This window comes from Moraxella sp. FZFQ2102, from assembly GCF_024137865.1.
Classification (GTDB): Bacteria; Pseudomonadota; Gammaproteobacteria; order Pseudomonadales; family Moraxellaceae; genus Moraxella.
On record NZ_CP099960.1, the window covers coordinates 377,196 to 392,743 of the forward strand.

Here is a 15,548-nt window from a genome sequence, read left to right on the forward strand (position 1 = left end):
CCTAATGTCAAGCCCAGTCTTTGCCGCTGCACTAGAAGGCGAAGCTGAACAACAAGCGACCAACTGGACAGCGATCATCATGTTCGCCATCTTCGTTGGCTTCACCCTTTTCATCACCAAATGGGCAGCCAAGCAAACCACTTCTGCCAAAGATTTCTACACCGCAGGTGGCGGCATCTCAGGTTTCCAAAATGGTCTTGCGATTGCCGGTGACTTCATGTCAGCGGCATCTTTTTTAGGCATTTCGGCGATGGTATTCGCTTCAGGCTATGATGGTCTGTTGTACTCATTAGGCTTTATGGTTGGCTGGCCAATCGTTCTGTTCCTAGTCGCTGAACGCCTGCGCAACCTTGGCAAATACAACCTATCGGATGTGGTGTCATTCCGCCTAGATGAAAATCCTGTGCGTAAGATGGCAGCCTATAGCTCGCTTGTGGTTGTTGCTTTCTACTTGATCGCACAGATGGTCGGCGCAGGTCAGCTGATCAAGCTGCTATTTGGTCTGAACTATAACATTGCCGTTGTGATCGTTGGTCTATTGATGATGGCATATGTGATGTTTGGCGGTATGCTTGCGACCACTTGGGTACAGATCATCAAAGCAGTGATGCTGCTATCAGGTGCAACTTTCATGGCGTTCATGGTCATGAACCATGTGGGCTTTAGCTTCTCTGGTATGTTCGCGCAGTCTATCGAAGTGTTCTCAAATGTCCACAACATCAGCGTAGAAGAAGCATCGAAAATCATGGGCCCAACCAGTCTTGTTAAAACCCCACTGGATGCAATCTCACTGGGTTTGGCATTGATGTTCGGTACAGCAGGTCTACCACACATCTTGATGCGTTTCTTCACTGTATCTGACGCTAAAGAAGCGCGTAAATCTGTCGTCGTGGCAACTGGCTTCATCGGCTATTTCTACCTACTGACTTTCATCATCGGCTTTGGTGCGATCCTACTTGTCGCTCAAAACCCAGCGTATCTTGATGCAGCCAAGATGGTTATCACTGGCAACCTTGAACTACTAGGCGGTAGCAACATGGCAGCGATCCATCTAAGTCACGCTGTCGGTGGTGACCTATTCCTAGGCTTCATCTCAGCTGTTGCTTTCGCGACCATCTTGGCGGTTGTGGCAGGTTTGACCCTATCAGGTGCGTCAGCGATCTCACACGACCTATACGCCAATGTCTATCGCAAAGGCAAAACCACGCCAGAATCTGAGCTTAAGATGTCAAAGATCGCAACTTTAGGCTTGGCAGTTCTTGCAATGATCCTAGGTATCTTGTTCGAGAAACAAAATGTCGCGTTCATGGTAGGTCTGGCTTTCGCGGTTGCAGCATCAGCAAACTTCCCAGTGCTTGTACTGTCTATGTTCTGGAAAGGCTTAACCACACGCGGTGCGGTGATCGGTGGCTTTGCAGGCTTGGTAAGTGCGGTGATCCTAATCGGTCTGACCAAAGCAGTTTGGGTGGATACGCTAGGTCTTGGCACTGAACCTGTGATCAATATGAGCAACCCTGCGATCTTCTCAATGGCAATCTCATTCATCTGCGCATGGCTATTCTCAGTCACTGACAAATCAGCACGCGCTGAGCAAGATAAGAAAGCCTTTGATCAGCAGTTCGTCCGCTCGATGACTGGTATCGGCATCTCAGGTGCATCAGATCACTGATCTTAAGCATCTGTTTTCAAAAGCTCTCGATGGTTCGGGGGCTTTTGTTTTTGGATTTGTTTGCTTAATAGTAGGAAAGCCAATAAACATTTGCTATAATAATCAGATTATCCTTGTTAAATTTTCAACACAAAAGAGACTATCATGGGCTTTAACTGCGGTATCGTCGGCTTACCAAATGTCGGCAAATCCACCCTTTTTAATGCATTGACCAAAGCAGGCATTGCAGCGGAAAACTTCCCATTTTGTACCAAAGATCCGAACACAGGCATCGTCCCTGTGCCAGATCCACGCCTAAAAGCCTTGGCAAAAATCGTCAATCCTGAGCGCACTATCCCAACAAGCATGGAGTTCGTCGATATCGCAGGCTTGGTTGCGGGCGCGTCAAAAGGCGAAGGCATGGGCAATCAGTTCCTAGCCAATATCCGCGAGACCGACGCCATCGCCCATGTGGTGCGCTGCTTTGATGATGACAATGTCATCCATGTCGATGGTCGCGTCAATCCACTATCAGACATCGAGACCATCAATACCGAGCTTGCTCTAGCTGACCTTGATGCGGTCACACGCGCCATCACCAACCTAAACAAAAAAGCCAAAGGCGGCGATAAAGATGCGCAAGCAGCACTGGCTGTATTCCAAAAAATCGAGCCATTCCTAGCCGATGGCAAGCCTGCGCGCCTAGCAGGCGTCGATGATGATGAGCGCAAACTGATCAAAAGCTATGGTCTAATCACCCTAAAACCTGTGATGTACATCGCCAATGTCTCAGAAGATGGCTTTGAAAATAACCCATACCTAGACCAAGTGCGTGAATTTGCCGCAGCAGAAGACGCCATCGTCGTCCCACTATGCAACCAAATCGAAGCTGAAATTGCCCTACTGGACGAAGCGGACAAAGCAGAATTCCTAGAAAGCCTAGGCATGGAAGAAGCAGGTCTGGACCGCGTCATCCGCGCAGGCTATGAGCTATTAAACCTACAAACCTACTTCACCGCAGGTGTCAAAGAAGTACGCGCATGGACGGTGAAAGTCGGCGCAACCGCTCCAGAAGCTGCTGGCGTGATCCATACCGACTTTGAGCGCGGTTTTATCCGTGCTGAAGTAATCAGCTATGATGACTTCATCGAGCATGGCGGCGAAAAAGGCGCAGCAGCAGCGGGCAAATCTCGCTTAGAAGGCAAAACCTACATCGTCCAAGACGGTGATGTGATGCACTTTAGATTTAATGTGTGATCATTGAGCGTTTCATCAATCCATCAAGTCATTGGCTTGGTGGATTTTTTGATGTTTATACCATCTTACAAAATCAATTGTTATAAATATGATGGTTTTTTATTGCTAAGATTGATTATCATTTATCATTTCGGTTATACTATCACCTTTTCAAAGTTGGAGTTATTCATGAAAAATCAAAAAATCATTTTGGCAAGCCTATTTGCAGCCTTTACACTAGCAGCATGCTCAAAGCCAAGCAATGATACCAAAACCGCACAAAACGACGCACAGCCTGCCGCCACTACCCAAGCTGATACCGCCGCAGAAGATGCCGCTAAAGCAGAAGACAAAGCCGATGAACACGGCGAGCATGATGCACACGACGGTCATGATCATGAAGGTGAAAATCATGAAGGTCACGATCATGAAGGGCATGATCATGGCGATCACGCAGGACACGACCATGCGCACGCGGGCGATGCTTATCAATGCGGCGATAAGACCGTCTATCTTGCAATCCATGACCACGAAGGCGAGATGGAAGCGCACCTAACGACCGATGACATCGAATACGACCTGAACCAAGACCCAGCCAATGCCAACCGCTACACCACCGATGATGGCATCACAGGCGGCAGCATGGCGATGACAGTTGCAGGTGATAAAATCAAAGTCACTGGCGCAGACAACGCCGTTTTGCTTGACTGCAGCAGAAAAAGCTAAGTTAATCTTGATTCAACAAACCTTAAATCCATTCATTGCACAATGAGTGGATTTTTGTCTTAAAACACAACTTTATACAATTTTTTGGGAAAATTTTTCGGATATTTTCGCTGAATTATCGCCAAACACTTGCAAGCGCAGATGATTTTAAAGATAATATACAGTCATTCACTCAAATCTTAGGGATAACCCATGAGCGTCGAAAAATCCACCAGTCGTGAACAAAAAAAACGCCAAACCCGCCAAGCTTTTTTTAATGCCGTGCTAGACCTGTGCATGAGCGGTCAGGGCTACAGCTCGATCAGCTTGCGCCAAGTCACGCGTGAAGTGGGTGTCGTGCCGACGGCATTTTATCGACATTTTGATGACATGGAAAGCCTTGGTAAAGCCTTGGTCGAAGATGAGCTTGGCGGTGCGCTTGCCATGTTGCGCGAGCATATGCAGCTTGGGCGCAAGCGCAGCTTTGATCGTCAGATTGCCAAAAGTGTGCAGCTGTTTTTTAAGGCGGTCAATACTCAGCCACGCTATTGGCAGTTCATCGCATCCGAACGCTTTGGCGGCTCTGAAGCGGTGCGCCGTGCTATCAGTGAGCAGATTGCCACTTTTGCCAAGATCATGAGCGAAGACCTTGGCATGCAGCCTGCCTTTGAGCATATTTGTGCCGAAGATCGTTATTTGCTTGCCAAAACTGGCGTAAATTTGTCTTTTTCTTGGATTATCGATTGGCTGGATTTGACTTATATGCCTGAATTTTTGGACGAAGAAGACCGTCCAAGTAAAGAAGAGCTAGAATCTAAGAAACAAACCATGCTTCACCGCTGCACTCGCCAAATGCAAATGGTGCTGTACGGCGCGTACAACTGGAAATCCAGCGAAGAAACCTTACTGGATGAACAAATCCAAAACTGACCTTCCAAGCTTTAGGGCAAGTGTTCGCCCTTTTTTATTAAATGTTATTAAAATTTGTTATTATGATTGTAAAATCTATTTTAAATAAACCCAAATCTATTTTAAATTCCAAAACCACCGAGACCACCGCACAAAGCCCCAAAACAACAAAATCTGCAACGATCGAAAAAACAGAAAAACCCGCCGCCATCAAGCCCAAACGCGTGGCAAAATCCGCCACCATAGGCGCGCCCAAAGCATCAGGCGAAAAGCCAAGCTTTGATGTCAAGCCTAACGATGTCGTGCCATCCAAAGCCATCTATGACGACCCTGCCAAAGTACTGCGCGTGGTGTCGATCAATGTCAATGGCTTGCGTTCTGCCGAGAAAAAAGGCTTTTTTGAGTGGCTTGACCAATCCGATGCTGATGTCGTCTGCATCCAAGAATCGCGCATCACCCATGAGCAATGGACGGATAAATTCAAACCCGATGGCTGGCACACCCACCTATTTCCTGCCGAGCGTGCAGGCTATGCAGGCACAGCGATTTATAGCCGCCTGCCTTTCGTGAGCGTCGCAGATGGCTTGGGTTTTGAGCTTGCCGACAGCCAAGGCAGATTCATCACCGCCGCTTTTGATTTATCCGCGCATGGGATTGACACGCCCGTTCACATCGCATCGCTGTATCTGCCATCGGGCTCATCAGGCGATGACGCCCAAGCGCGTAAAGATCATTTCTTGGAGCAATACCGCCATATTCTAAAGGCATGGCGTGACGCGCACAAATCCATCATCGTCTGCGGCGATTATAACATTGTGCATAAGCGCATCGACATCAAAAACTGGTCAGGCAACCAAAAAGCTTCAGGCTGTCTGCCGCATGAGCGCGCATGGCTTGATCACATCTATGATGAGCTTGGCTATGTCGATACTTTTCGCGTGGTGCGCCATGATGCCGACATCTATTCATGGTGGTCAAATCGCGGTCAAGCGCGTGCTAAGAATGTTGGCTGGCGGATTGATTATCAAGCCTGCTCACCTGATTGGAAAGAGCGCACCATTGGCGCTTGGGTGTATAAAGATCAATGGTTCAGCGATCATGCTCCAGTGATTATTGATTATCAATTGTAAATTTATTATACAATTTACTGATAAAATAGCGAATTTTTTATCATTATCTTAACAAATTTAAGTTAGTTTTAATAAATTTACATTTTATAAAATCCATCGAATTCGGTGGATTTTTTGTGCCAATCGGTAAATTGTTTCAAAAGTTACAAAAAAGTTGTCTATATTACTTGTCTTAGCTATTGCATTCACTCAAAAATTACATTATTGTAATGCTTAAGGAAATTTTTTACCCTTGGTATGCCGCAATATGTACGCTGATCATATTGCGTGTTTGCATATCCCACCGTCAGTTATAAGGATATTATCCATGTTTCAATTAAAATCTCTTTCTATGGGTCTAGCGATGGTTGCCGCTGTTGGTCTGAGCGCCTGTTCAAAACCTGCCGAACAAGCTGCTCAAGGTACGGATGCCGCCCCAGCTGCCGCTGCCACCCAAAGCACTTTGGAAAAAATCAAGCAATCAGGTACGATTGTACTAGCGCATCGCGACTCATCTATCCCATTTTCTTATATCGCGGATAATCCGAACCAACCTGTCGGCTATGCGCATGACCTACAACTAAAAGTGGTTGAAGCGGTCAAAGAAAAGCTACAAATGCCTGATCTGAAAGTCCGCTATAATCTTGTAACTTCACAAACGCGCATTCCATTGGTGCAAAATGGTACTGTTGATCTTGAGTGCGGCTCAACCACCAACAACGCCGAGCGCGCACAACAAGTGGATTTCTCAGTAGGTTTCTTTGAAATCGGCACGCGTCTATTGACCGCAACCGATTCTGGTATCAACAGCTTTGAAGATCTTAAAGATCAAACCCTGGTCACCACCGCAGGTACGACTTCTGAGCGTTATATCCGTCAATTCAACGATGAGAAAAAGCTGAACATCAACATCATCTCAGCCAAAGACCACGGCGAAGCGTTCTTGATGCTTGAAAATGGTCGCGCCAAAGCCTTTATGATGGACGATGTCCTACTAGCGGGCGAAAAAGCCAAAGCCAAAGATCCTGCAAAATGGCACATCGTTGGTGAGCCACAATCATTTGAAATCTATGGCTGTATGGTTCGTAAAGGCGATGCTGAATTCAAGGGTTTGGTTGATGACACCCTAAAAGCAGTGTACAGCTCAGGCGAGATCAACAGCATCTATGACAAGTGGTTCACTCAGCCGATCCCACCGAAGAATGTCAATATGCAGTTCCCGATGTCGGACAACCTAAAAGCACTGCTTGCTGCACCACACGATCAGCCAGCACCTGCGCAATAATCCCTACCCAATCTACACCAAATCAGCACCCATTTGCGGTGCTGATTTTGGGTTTGTGTTATCTTTTTAAGGGGTAATTTTTGTGAATTATCAATGGAATTGGAATGTACTTTGGCAATCGACTGGGATTGGCAATGAGCTGTATTGGCATTGGCTGGTCACGGGTTTTAAATGGCTATTGATCATCGGCACGAGTGCGTGGATCATCGCCATGGTGATTGGTACAGTGCTTGGCATCATGCGTACACTACCGAGCAAAACAGCGCAGACCATTGCCAAAGTATATGTCGATTTTTTCCGCAATGTGCCACTTTTGGTGCAGTTATTCTTTTGGTTCTATGTCATGCCAAATCTGCTGACCGAAGGGTTTCGCACCTTTTGGTATGGACTTGAACCAAACACATCAGCCGCCATCAGTGCCGCTTTGGGTTTGGGACTATTCACCGCCGCGCGTATCATCGAGCAGGTGCGTACAGGCATTCAGTCTTTGCCAAAAGGTCAAGCCAATGCCGCTGCCGCCCTTGGCTTTAGCACCGCGCAGTCTTATCGCTATGTGATTTTGCCACAGGCGTTTCGCGTGATATTACCACCGCTAAGCTCAGAGCTGACCAACTGTTTTAAAAACGCATCCATCGCATCATTGGTCGGTGTTACCGAGCTGATCAGCCAAACCAAAACCATCAGCGAATACACCCAAAACAGCTTTGAAGTTTACACCTTTGCCACTGTGATTTATTTGGCATTCAACCTAACGCTCATCTACGGCATGATCGCCCTTGAGAAAAAACTAAGAATCAAAGGTCAAATCGATGGGGGTAGCCATGCTTAATGAATTACAAACCGCCATGCCAATTTTGCTGTCGGGCATCGCCATCACCTTTAAGGTACTGATTTTGGCGGTGATTGGCGGCTTGACACTCGGCACGATTCTTGCTTTGATGCGCTTATCGAGCAAATCATGGCTTGCCATTCCTGCCAAGATTTATGTCAATTACTTCCGCTCTGTGCCGCTGCTATTGGTGCTTTTGTGGTTTTATTTTGCCGTACCGATGATGTACAGCATGGTGACCGGCAATTATCTGACCATTGACGCAAAATTCGTCAGCTGTACGATTGCCTTTATCATGTTTGAAGCGGCGTACTTTGCCGAGATCGTCCGCGCAGGCATTCAGTCGATTGGCAAAGGTCAAATCAACGCCGCCAAAGCCCTTGGTATGACTTATTCTCAGACCATGCGCTTGGTGATTTTGCCACAAGCATTTCGCAAGATGCTGCCACTGGTACTGCAACAATCGATCATTTTATTCCAAGATACGACGCTGGTATTTGCCGTCGGTCTGGTCGATCTGTTCCGTGCGGCATATGTACGCGGCGAGCTGATGGGCTATTTAGAATATTACATCCTTGGTGCAGGTGCGGTGTACTTCATCATCAGTCTAATCGCATCCAAAGGCGTGGCACGACTACAAAAGAATTTACGAGTTTAAATAGATTGAGAGCTACTTATGGCAATCCAAACACAAATTGACGCAAGCACTTATATCAACGAATTTGGCGGCTTGGTCACGGACAATGGGCATAATTCTGATGAGATCATGATTAAGCTTAGCAATGTCACTAAGCGCTATGGCGATTTTCAGGTTCTAACCGACTGCACCGCCCATGTGCATAAAGGCGATGTGACTGTCGTCTGCGGTCCATCAGGCTCGGGCAAATCAACGCTGATTAAGACCATCAACGGACTTGAGCCATTCCAAGGCGGTCAAATTCTCGTCGATGGCATCAGCGTCGGCGACAAGAACACCGACCTGCCTAGGCTTCGCAGTCGTGTCGGCATGGTGTTTCAGCATTTTGAGCTGTTTCCGCATCTATCGATCATTGACAATCTGACCATCGCACAGATGAAAGTACTGGGTCGCGGCAAAGATGAAGCCACCAAAAAAGGCATGGGCTACCTTGACCGCGTAGGCTTGGCTGCACACGCCAAAAAATTCCCTGCTGAGATGTCAGGTGGTCAGCAGCAGCGTGTCGCCATCGCGCGCGCCCTGTCGATGGATCCGATCGCCATGCTGTTCGACGAGCCGACTTCTGCACTTGACCCTGAGATGATCCAAGAAGTACTAGAAGTCATGGTGGATTTGGCACGCGAAGGCATGACGATGATGTGCGTGACGCACGAGATGGGCTTTGCGCGTCAAGTGGCAAGCCGCATCATCTTTATGGATCAAGGGCATATCGTAGAAAACTGCAGCAAAGATGAGTTTTTCCAAAACGCCAAATCAGACCGCGCGCAGTCGTTCTTGAGTAAGATTTTAAATCATTGATTTGTTTAAAATCTTACAAAAAAAATCAGCATCCAAATTTGGGTTGGGTGCTGATTTTTTGTTTATAGATTTGCTTGATATGCTATTTTCACAAGCTTTAATCGCTGCCCTACTTTTTAATCTTCAGCACTTTGACATTATCAAAACCATCTGCCATTAGCTGCCCTGCCTGTAGGCGGCTCATCACCCCTTGCTGGCAGTACAACAGATAAGTTTTACTCTGATCTAATGCACCAAACTGGCTGCGAAGTTTATAAAACGGCAGCTCAAGCACTTGGCAAGCTTCATCAAGCACAAGCGGCAACTCATCAATCTCATCACTGCTGCGGATATCAATCACCACTTCACCTGCTACTGCCATCTCGACCACATCAGGCAGCTTAATCTCATCACTCACCACAAGGCTTCTGATGTCCACCACCTTGGCAGTCTCAATAGCGGTATCTAACACGCCAAAATCAAACTCACTTTCGGTGGCGATGATTTTTGATTCCACCGCCTTGACCGTTGGCGATTTTGAAATCACACCACAGAATTCAGGCATTGATTTGGCGATCTCGAAAGTGCCTATTTCTTCGGTAATCTTAACAATCTGCTCTTTATCATGAGTAATCAACGGGCGCAATACCAAGCGTGTCGCTGCCTTATCAATCATATGCAGATTGGTCAAAGTTTGGCTTGCCACCTGTCCCAATGCTTCGCCTGTGACGATGGCTTCAATACCCATACGCTCAGCGATTTGGCTTGCGGCACGCACCATCATCCGCTTTAGGACCACACCCATTTGCCCATCATCAATACTGCGCAAAATCTCAGCCACCACCGGCTCAAAATCCACCGTGACAAATTTCACCTTGTGCGATGATGAATAGCGTGACCACAGATGATACGCCATTTGCTTGACGCCGATCTCATGCGCCTGACCACCAAGATTAAAAAAACAATAATGCACACGGCTACCGCGACGCATGAAAGCAAAACTTGAGACACTCGAGTCAAAGCCCCCAGAAATCAAGGATAGCACATCTTCTTGGGTGCTCATCGGATAGCCACCCAAGCCTTCATGTCGCGCTTTTACCAGCATCATTTTGTCATTTTCAATCTCGATACGCACGACGACATCGGGGTCTTTGAGCTTGACTTTGGCTGATTCTATGTGCTGTTTTAGCCCACCGCCGACATATTGCATCACCTGCATCGAGTCAAAATCCTGCGTGCCGCGGCGTTTGACACGCACACAAAAAGTCTTATCAATCAGCTTATCTTGATATTCCGCTAAGGTCTGTAGAAAAATATCGTGCAAATCCGTATAAGGCGTCTCATCAACTTCCAGATAATGATGAATGCCAGAAATCCGCGCCAACGCGTCTTTTAACGCATGGCGTTTGGACTCATCATTGCTGCGCACTTCGATGAAATCCCAATGACGCACCACGACCATAGTCTCATCAATTCTGTGTAGAATTTCTTTAATATTACCGGTAAGGACTTTCACGAACCGCTTGCGGACGGTTTCGCTTTTCATGATGATTTCGGGAAATAGTTTGATGATGAATTTCATAAAAAAATACGCACAAGTGAAAAGTTGTGCGTATTTTACAATATTTTCTCTAGAATTTGTGATGTTTCAGCATGGTTGTATAAAAACAAAAGATCAAAGATAGTACAAGCAGCACAACGCTGTATTATTTTAAATTTATAAACCATACTTTGGCAAAATGCCCAAGTCATAAGCTTATCCAGTTATAAAAACTTCCCGCAGCAAGCCTTGAACTTCTCGCCACTGCCGCACAGACACGGCTGCTTATTGGTCAGATCGCACGGCACGGTCGGATCAAGAAAATACCAACGCGTCACGCCCGCATCATCTGCCACACGGACAAAGGCGGATAATTCATCATGCTCGCCTGCCTGCCCATCATGGATAAATTTGGCAATAAAATGCACTTGCGCGTGGCGTCTGCCAATCTTTGACTGATGGCTTTTGATGGTCAAATCCGTCCAAGTCATCTCATCTGCCCAAGCTTGTAAGGCATTGCGATCAAGCAGCGGAGCTTGAGCGGGCAATGTGGTAGCGATGATATAATCAATATTCCCCACCTCAAAAGCACTGTAGCGTGAACGCATGAGTACTTCGGCGCTCTCAGCCACTTTGCCAAGATGATACACCTGACAGCAATCAGCAAACGCACGCCCTGAGCCACATGGGCAAGCACCAGTCACACCATTCATCCTGTGATCTTCTCAAGCAAGGTCATCTGCGCATCATGCCCATTCATCACCGCCAGTGAATGCCACTCGCCCGTGCCGGTCAGCTGCCACGCCTGCACGGTATCTTGCAGATAATTGATCAAACCATCTTGATAGATCAGCTTAAATAATTTCTTGTCAAGAATTGGGAATGCTACTTCCACGCGGTGCAACAGATTGCGATCCATCAAATCAGCACTTGAGCAGTACAAGCGTTCTTTGCCGCCATTTTTGACATCATTGCCAAAATAATACACGCGCGTATGCTCCAAGAACCGCCCCACCACCGAGCGTACGCGGATATTCTCAGATAAGCCCGCCACCTGCGGACGCAAGCAGCAGATCGAGCGGACGATCAAGTCAATCTCCACACCTGCTTGACTGGCTTCATACAGCTTATTAATAATGCGGCGTTCGGTCAAGGCGTTGAATTTCATGATCACGCGGCCTTTTTTGCCCGCCTTGGCATGAGCGATCTCATCATCGATAAGCTTCATCAAAGTCTCATGCAAGGTAAATGGCGCATGCAAAATCTGCTTAGATGGCAATGGTCTGCCCATGCCTGTCAGCTGCTGAAACACGCCTGCAACATCTTCACAGACTTCAGAATTGGCGGTGAATAGTCCATAGTCGGTATAAGCTTTGGCATTGCCTGCGTGGTAGTTGCCCGTGCCAAGGTGTGCATAGCGGCGAATTTTGCCATTTTCGCGGCGGACGATCAGCATCATTTTGGCGTGTGTCTTATAGCCGACGATACCATAGACAACGACCGCGCCTGCTTCTTGTAGCATATTGGCGACCGCGATGTTACTGGCTTCATCAAATCGCGCACGCAGCTCAATCACCGCGGTGACTTCTTTACCATTACGCGCCGCTGCTGCCAGTGCTTGAACAATCTCAGAGTTCACCCCAGAGCGATAGATGGTCTGCTTGATGGCAAGTACATTCGGATCTTTTGCCGCTTGCCACAGCAGATTCACCACAGGGCTAAAGGCATGAAACGGATGATGCACCAATACATCTTGCTTGGCAATGGCGGTGAACATCGAACCTGTTTCATTCATATCTATCTCACGAAACGCCTTTGGAATCGCTGGAGTAAATGGCGCGAATTTTAATTCTGGACGATTAAAATCCGTCAAAAGTCGCGTCAAATTCACCGGCCCATTGACGCGATACAGCTGCGAATCTGACAGTTCGAACTCTTCTAACAAAAAGTCGCTGATCTCTTGTGGGCAGTTGGTGGTGACTTCTAGGCGCACTTCATGACCGAAGCGGCGATTATCAAGCTCACCTTCTAATGCCTTAGCAATATCATCAACATCATCTGCCAGTGCAAGATCAGCATTTCGCGTCAAGCGGAACTGATAGCAGCCTGTGACTTTCATACCAAGGAACAGCTCGCCGACATTTTCATGAATCACTGCCGAGAGCATGACATGATGCTCTTTACCATCAGTCAGCTCATCAGGCAGACGGATCACGCGCGGCAATGAGCGCGGCGCAGGGACAATGGCGCGGTTGATATCGCGACCAAAGGCATCTTTACCTTCTAGGCTAACGATGAAGTTCAGTGATTTATTGACAAGGCGTGGAAATGGATGCGCAGGATCGATACTGATCGGCGTCAGAACAGGCATTACTTGGCTTAAGAAATACTCACGCACCCACGCACGCTGTTCATCATCAAGCTCATCGCGCTTAAGATAACGAATCTCATATTTGGCAAGCTCAGGCAAAATATCTTCGTTCAAAATACGATACTGCTCATCGACCGCTGCGTGCGCAATGTCGCTGATCTCTTCGAGCAGCTCGCTTGGCTTACGGCCATCTAGGCTGCTGACTTTATCGCCTTGCTTGAATTTTTGTAATAATCCTGCGACACGAATCTCAAAAAACTCATCCAAATTCGATGAAAAAATCGTCAAAAAGAACATCCGCTCAAGCAGTGGATGATGCGGATTGACCGCTTGTGCCAGTACACGCAGCTGAAAGCGCAGCGCCGATAAATCGCGATTGAAATAGCATTCAGGGGTGAATTGTCCATCTTGATCAACCACCGCAGAAAGCATGGTCAAATCAGATACAGACGCGGTCTGTGTGGTCGTGTCGGTTGCGTCCATCAGCGCATCCATCGGCTCGGCGTGTGAAGTGGTGTGCATAGCTTTATCCCTAATATCCTGAATGAAAATTTTGGCTTGAGCGATCGCCATCGCTAGTGGCGATAATCGTAAAATTGTGCGATGTTTCATAAATCAGCTATTGATAATCTGCATCAAAAAATGCGTCTCTTTAGATAGTTTACTGGATTTATACAGGCAGTTCAATGATCATCACTGATATAAATTTGCTAATAATATCATCACCTTATGACAGTTTGATGACAAATACTCTTAAGATGCATTGGGTAAAATCGCACCATTCATCCGCCGCATGATAATGCGTTGTTTATTCTTTAGGCGTTTTGCGCCCAGCCGTTTGCCATAATATTTTGGATTGGGTAAAAGACTGATCAGTAGCGCCGCTTGATCGCGATTGAGTTTACTGGCAGGTTTTTTAAAATAATGCCACGCCGCCGCTTCGATGCCGTAGATACCTTCGCCAAATTCCGCGACATTCAGATACACTTCCAAAATCCGCTGCTTGCTCCACAGCGCTTCCATCATCACCGTGATGATCGCTTCTTCGCCCTTGCGGATGTATGAGCGGTGCGATGTCAAAAACAGATTTTTGGCAAGCTGCTGACTGATGGTCGAGCCACCCGCTGAGATCTCACCGTCACTTTGATTGGATTTCATCGCCGCTTGAATGCTCTCAAAATCAAAGCCATTGTGCGTGGCAAATTTCGCATCTTCGCTGACGATCGCTGCCTGCTTGACGCTTTTGGCGATATTGTCATAATCCACCCACGACTGTGTCACGCTACCGCCACCGATGCGATGCCACATCATAAATGCCGAATTGGTCACTGGCACGACACTACCGACTGCAAGCAACCCTGCCACCATGATATGAAATCCCAAGAATAAGCCAAGCAGCGGCGCCAAAAGCCATTTAAAAATTGATCGAAACACGCTACAATACCCCTAAATTGATCGGATTATTGTACATGATTTGTGCTGATAATAGCGATTTTTTAACCACAAAAACCACAACTTTTTCCACTTTTATGGAAGAATAACTACAGAAGAATAACGATGATTTCATTAAATAATAAAATTCATTTATCAAATCTAAAAAATAACCGCCATGCAGTCGCAGGATTATCCGCCGATGATTTTACACACTTTCGCCAAGAGCTACTGACCTGCCTACAAGTCGATGACATCCGCGATGACACTTGGTATCTGATCGGAACGGACGGCTGTCATCTGTGCCAAGATGCACAAACTTGGCTTGGCTTTGTGCTAAAAACCGTCACGCCATCGCCAGCCTTGATCCGTCTTGAGATTATGAACACCCAAGATATCACCTTGCTTGACAGCCTTGGCAAATACCTGCCGATTTTGATCACGCCAAATCAGCTATTATGCTACCCATTTTCTGTGATGGATGTGCAGCGTATTTTGATGAAATAATCTAATCTTACTGATAATTTTAATTAATTAAAAAGCATCGATAAACTTCACATCGGTGCTTTTTTATTGGCTAAACTGATTAAAATTTCACCAAATATTTGTCAAATCTCGCCATAACTTTTGGAAATATTATAACCAACCATTTGGAATAAAATGAAATTTGATATCAAAACAACTGTTATAAATTATCAATAATTATCGCCAATTGCTGCGCTAAAGTATGCTAAATTTACATAATGTTGCAAAAATACTGGCTCGTTTACAAAAAATAAACAAATTTGATTATACAAGTTTTTATTTCATAGAAAAATGCCTAAGTCTTGATTTATATGGCTTGGATGGTGATTTTGCATAAAAAATATACCGATTATTTATATAAAAAATATCAGCTATACAAATTTGGTAGCATTGAAATCTATTCCTTTTTGATGAGTAAATCGGTAAAATTGCCGACGATTTTTATATCAGTGTACTATCATCACGGTTGATTGGGTTTTTACAGTC

The 15,548-nt window shown here is 46.4% G+C and carries 14 protein-coding genes; 10 read left to right on the top strand and 4 right to left on the bottom strand.

The features are described 5' to 3' along the window. The first annotated feature begins 4 nt into the window (after positions 1 to 4). The 9 genes from NGM44_RS01750 to NGM44_RS01790 all read left to right on the top strand — a co-directional run bounded on the left by NGM44_RS01750 (position 5) and on the right by NGM44_RS01790 (position 9,216). On the top strand, positions 5 to 1,669 hold the full coding sequence (locus tag NGM44_RS01750) for a cation acetate symporter (RefSeq protein WP_253224594.1): 1,665 nt from the start codon (positions 5 to 7) through the stop codon (positions 1,667 to 1,669). Between the two features lie 144 nt (positions 1,670 to 1,813). Next, positions 1,814 to 2,905 carry a redox-regulated ATPase YchF gene (ychF, locus tag NGM44_RS01755; RefSeq protein ID WP_253223969.1) on the top strand — a complete coding sequence of 364 codons (1,092 nt, stop codon included), beginning with the start codon at positions 1,814 to 1,816 and terminating at the stop codon, positions 2,903 to 2,905. Positions 2,906 to 3,073: 168 nt separating this feature from the next. Then, positions 3,074 to 3,610, top strand: a complete 537-nt coding sequence (locus NGM44_RS01760) for a hypothetical protein (RefSeq protein WP_253223970.1) — start codon at positions 3,074 to 3,076, stop codon at positions 3,608 to 3,610. A gap of 192 nt (positions 3,611 to 3,802) precedes the next feature. After that, positions 3,803 to 4,519 (top strand): TetR family transcriptional regulator, encoded by a 717-nt coding sequence (locus tag NGM44_RS01765; RefSeq protein WP_253223971.1) that lies wholly within the window; start codon positions 3,803 to 3,805, stop codon positions 4,517 to 4,519. A 281-nt stretch (positions 4,520 to 4,800) separates the two neighbouring features. Further along, positions 4,801 to 5,628, top strand: coding sequence for an exodeoxyribonuclease III (locus NGM44_RS01770; protein ID WP_253224595.1), 828 nt, complete (start codon positions 4,801 to 4,803; stop codon positions 5,626 to 5,628). A 307-nt stretch (positions 5,629 to 5,935) separates the two neighbouring features. Then, positions 5,936 to 6,892 (top strand): glutamate/aspartate ABC transporter substrate-binding protein, encoded by a 957-nt coding sequence (locus NGM44_RS01775; protein ID WP_305884152.1) that lies wholly within the window; start codon positions 5,936 to 5,938, stop codon positions 6,890 to 6,892. A gap of 82 nt (positions 6,893 to 6,974) precedes the next feature. Beyond that, positions 6,975 to 7,721, top strand: coding sequence for an amino acid ABC transporter permease (locus tag NGM44_RS01780; protein WP_253223972.1), 747 nt, complete (start codon positions 6,975 to 6,977; stop codon positions 7,719 to 7,721). Further along, positions 7,714 to 8,379, top strand: a complete 666-nt coding sequence (locus NGM44_RS01785; RefSeq protein WP_253223973.1) for an ABC transporter permease subunit — start codon at positions 7,714 to 7,716, stop codon at positions 8,377 to 8,379. The genes NGM44_RS01780 and NGM44_RS01785 overlap by 8 nt, the downstream gene beginning before the upstream one ends. A 108-nt stretch (positions 8,380 to 8,487) precedes the next feature. Further along, positions 8,488 to 9,216, top strand: a complete 729-nt coding sequence (locus tag NGM44_RS01790; RefSeq protein WP_253224597.1) for an amino acid ABC transporter ATP-binding protein — start codon at positions 8,488 to 8,490, stop codon at positions 9,214 to 9,216. Between the two features lie 109 nt (positions 9,217 to 9,325). On the opposite strand, the gene thiI is transcribed toward NGM44_RS01790, so the two are convergent. The 4 genes from thiI to mtgA form a co-directional block, all read right to left on the bottom strand. After that, complete coding sequence (gene thiI, locus NGM44_RS01795; protein WP_253223974.1) at positions 9,326 to 10,777, bottom strand: tRNA uracil 4-sulfurtransferase ThiI; 1,452 nt, start codon at positions 10,775 to 10,777, stop codon at positions 9,326 to 9,328. Positions 10,778 to 10,959: 182 nt separating this feature from the next. After that, a complete protein-coding gene (locus NGM44_RS01800) occupies positions 10,960 to 11,448 on the bottom strand; it encodes a YchJ family protein (protein WP_253223975.1) in 489 nt (162 codons plus the stop codon). Then, positions 11,445 to 13,538 (bottom strand): polyphosphate kinase 1, encoded by a 2,094-nt coding sequence (ppk1, locus tag NGM44_RS01805; RefSeq protein WP_253224598.1) that lies wholly within the window; start codon positions 13,536 to 13,538, stop codon positions 11,445 to 11,447. Before ppk1 ends, NGM44_RS01800 begins: the two co-directional genes overlap by 4 nt. Before the next feature lie 321 nt (positions 13,539 to 13,859). Next, positions 13,860 to 14,540: a monofunctional biosynthetic peptidoglycan transglycosylase gene (gene mtgA, locus NGM44_RS01810; protein ID WP_253223976.1), complete on the bottom strand. Its 681-nt coding sequence runs from the start codon at positions 14,538 to 14,540 to the stop codon at positions 13,860 to 13,862. A gap of 123 nt (positions 14,541 to 14,663) precedes the next feature. Between mtgA and NGM44_RS01815 the strand changes: the two genes are divergently transcribed. After that, positions 14,664 to 15,044: a hypothetical protein gene (locus NGM44_RS01815; protein WP_253223977.1), complete on the top strand. Its 381-nt coding sequence runs from the start codon at positions 14,664 to 14,666 to the stop codon at positions 15,042 to 15,044. The last annotated feature ends 504 nt before the right edge of the window (positions 15,045 to 15,548 follow it).

What these genes read in the sequence shown, in the direction of transcription:
- NGM44_RS01750 (WP_253224594.1), top strand. Translation starts at nt 5, where the DNA reads ATGTCAAGCCCAGTCTTTGCCGCTGCACTAGAAGGCGAAGCTGAACAA.
- ychF (WP_253223969.1), top strand. Translation starts at nt 1,814, where the DNA reads ATGGGCTTTAACTGCGGTATCGTCGGCTTACCAAATGTCGGCAAATCC.
- NGM44_RS01760 (WP_253223970.1), top strand. Translation starts at nt 3,074, where the DNA reads ATGAAAAATCAAAAAATCATTTTGGCAAGCCTATTTGCAGCCTTTACA.
- NGM44_RS01765 (WP_253223971.1), top strand. Translation starts at nt 3,803, where the DNA reads ATGAGCGTCGAAAAATCCACCAGTCGTGAACAAAAAAAACGCCAAACC.
- NGM44_RS01775 (WP_305884152.1), top strand. Translation starts at nt 5,936, where the DNA reads ATGTTTCAATTAAAATCTCTTTCTATGGGTCTAGCGATGGTTGCCGCT.
- NGM44_RS01785 (WP_253223973.1), top strand. Translation starts at nt 7,714, where the DNA reads ATGCTTAATGAATTACAAACCGCCATGCCAATTTTGCTGTCGGGCATC.
- NGM44_RS01790 (WP_253224597.1), top strand. Translation starts at nt 8,488, where the DNA reads ATGATTAAGCTTAGCAATGTCACTAAGCGCTATGGCGATTTTCAGGTT.
- thiI (WP_253223974.1), bottom strand. Translation starts at nt 10,777, where the DNA reads ATGAAATTCATCATCAAACTATTTCCCGAAATCATCATGAAAAGCGAA.
- NGM44_RS01800 (WP_253223975.1), bottom strand. Translation starts at nt 11,448, where the DNA reads ATGAATGGTGTGACTGGTGCTTGCCCATGTGGCTCAGGGCGTGCGTTT.
- ppk1 (WP_253224598.1), bottom strand. Translation starts at nt 13,538, where the DNA reads ATGCTTTCTGCGGTGGTTGATCAAGATGGACAATTCACCCCTGAATGC.
- NGM44_RS01815 (WP_253223977.1), top strand. Translation starts at nt 14,664, where the DNA reads ATGATTTCATTAAATAATAAAATTCATTTATCAAATCTAAAAAATAAC.